Genomic DNA, 1,797 nt, shown 5'->3' with positions numbered 1-1,797 from the left:
CCGGCCCGCCGAGGTCGAGTTGTTGATTGGCGATCCGGCGAAGGCCAAAGCCAAGCTGGGTTGGGCGCCCGCGACCACACTGGAGCAGTTGTGCCAGATGATGGTGGAGGCGGACTTGCGGCGCAACCAGGCAGGCTTCTCCTTCTGAGAGAAAACAGCAGCCTGTCTTTTCATCCACAGCAAGCGGGGTTGTTTTGAAAATTTTGCTCACCGGCGCTCAAGGTTTCACTGGATTGGCGCTGACCCGCGCTGCGACGGACGCGGGGCACGAAGTTGTGCCGCTTCAAGCCGACCTCACCGACGCTGCAACGCTCCAGGCTGAGATAGCGTCCTTGGCCCCTGAGGCGGTGGTTCATCTGGCCGCCATCAGTTTTGTCGGGCACGGCGATGACCTTGGGTTTTATCGCGTGAATGTGATCGGAACCATGAATCTTCTCGTATCGCTGGCCAAGCTGCCGAAGACACCGGATCGCGTGTTGCTTGCAAGCAGTGCCAATGTGTACGGCAACTGCGCGTTCTCGCCAATTGCGGAGACGCAATCTCCGGCGCCGGTGAATCACTACGCCATGAGCAAGCTGGCCATGGAACACATGGCCCGGACGTATCTCGACAGACTGCCGATCGTTTTCACCCGTCCTTTCAACTACACAGGTCCGGGGCAGGCGATCAACTTCGTCATTCCCAAACTGGTGGATCATTTCGCAAGAAGGGCTCCCACCATTGAGCTGGGAAATCTGAACGTGGAGCGTGAATTCAACGATATCGAGATGGTGTGCGAGGCCTATCTGCACCTGTTGGCGCATGGCGTTCCGGGCGAGACCTACAACGTGTGCTCGGGCCAGACCTACACCCTGCAGCACGTCATCGATAGCTTGATGCAACTGACCGGTTACAGTCCGAAAGTCACGGTCAATCCAGCCTTTGTACGCGCCAACGAGGTGCATCGCTTGTGTGGGAATCCGGCCAAGCTCGACAGCTTGTTGGTGGCGCAAGGGTGCGTGCGCGTATCGCCGGCCTTGCCTGCCACTCTGCAGCGCATGCTTGGCGCGCGCGCACAGCCGACGGCATGACTGTGGCCGTTGCTTTGCGGGTAGCTGCGGGGATTTTCCGATCTTCTTTTGAACCTTGGCCTCGCAATCGGCCACGGGCGAAGAGTGCGGTTGGTGCTACACGTGAACCCGTCGCTCGCGCTTTGCGTGACGGGCGGAGAACGGCATGAGAGTCGGGATTGGGAGCACGGTATTGGCCAAAGGCCTGCATTCAGGTCATATCGATGGTATCGGCACCTATACGTCAGAGCTTCTGAAGGCATACGACCGCCTGGATGACCAAGATGCATATATGCCTGTGGTGTTTGGCGCGAAGCGGCGAGCCGCCATACCAAAAGCGCAAGCGCTGAACGGACCATATTCAGCTAGCGCCCTGGTCTCTGCGGTGTCTGGCCTACCATTTTTGGGGTCCTCGAACCTCGCGAAGAGCATCGATCTGTTTCACGCGACGGATCATCATATTCCCAAGCTGGGCAAGACTCCGGTGATCGCCACCATCATGGATGTTATCGGGCTGCGCCATCCCGAATGGGTCAATCCCACTTTCCGGGGGCTGAAAAATCGCTTGTTTGCAAAGGCCACCACTTGGGCTGAGTCGATCGTCACCATCTCGGACTTTTCTGCACTGGACATAGCCGATTGCCTTGGGGTAGATCCGCGGAAAATCGAGTCGATCCCTCTCGGCGTGGACAACGCCTATTTCGACGTGGTCGCAGAGCCAGCGCGTCAGGAGGTGCGCAAGCGTTAT

General features: G+C 58.5%; 3 protein-coding genes. All 3 read left to right on the top strand.

Annotated elements, in window-relative coordinates; translation table 11 throughout:
- Positions 1-148, top strand: a 148-nt coding sequence (locus ABYB95_RS22860; protein ID WP_372662450.1) for a GDP-mannose 4,6-dehydratase, incomplete at its 5' end; no start/stop codon positions are given.
- 46 nt (positions 149-194) lie between these two features.
- Positions 195-1,070: an NAD-dependent epimerase/dehydratase family protein gene (locus ABYB95_RS22855; RefSeq protein WP_372662447.1), complete on the top strand. Its 876-nt coding sequence runs from the start codon at positions 195-197 to the stop codon at positions 1,068-1,070.
- A 145-nt stretch (positions 1,071-1,215) separates the two neighbouring features.
- A partial coding sequence (locus ABYB95_RS22850) for a glycosyltransferase (protein ID WP_372662444.1) occupies positions 1,216-1,797 on the top strand: 582 nt, incomplete at its 3' end.

The organism is Hydrogenophaga sp. (assembly GCF_041633695.1).
GTDB lineage: Bacteria > Pseudomonadota > Gammaproteobacteria > Burkholderiales > Burkholderiaceae_C > Hydrogenophaga.
This window is presented reverse-complemented; position numbering and strand designations above follow the sequence as displayed.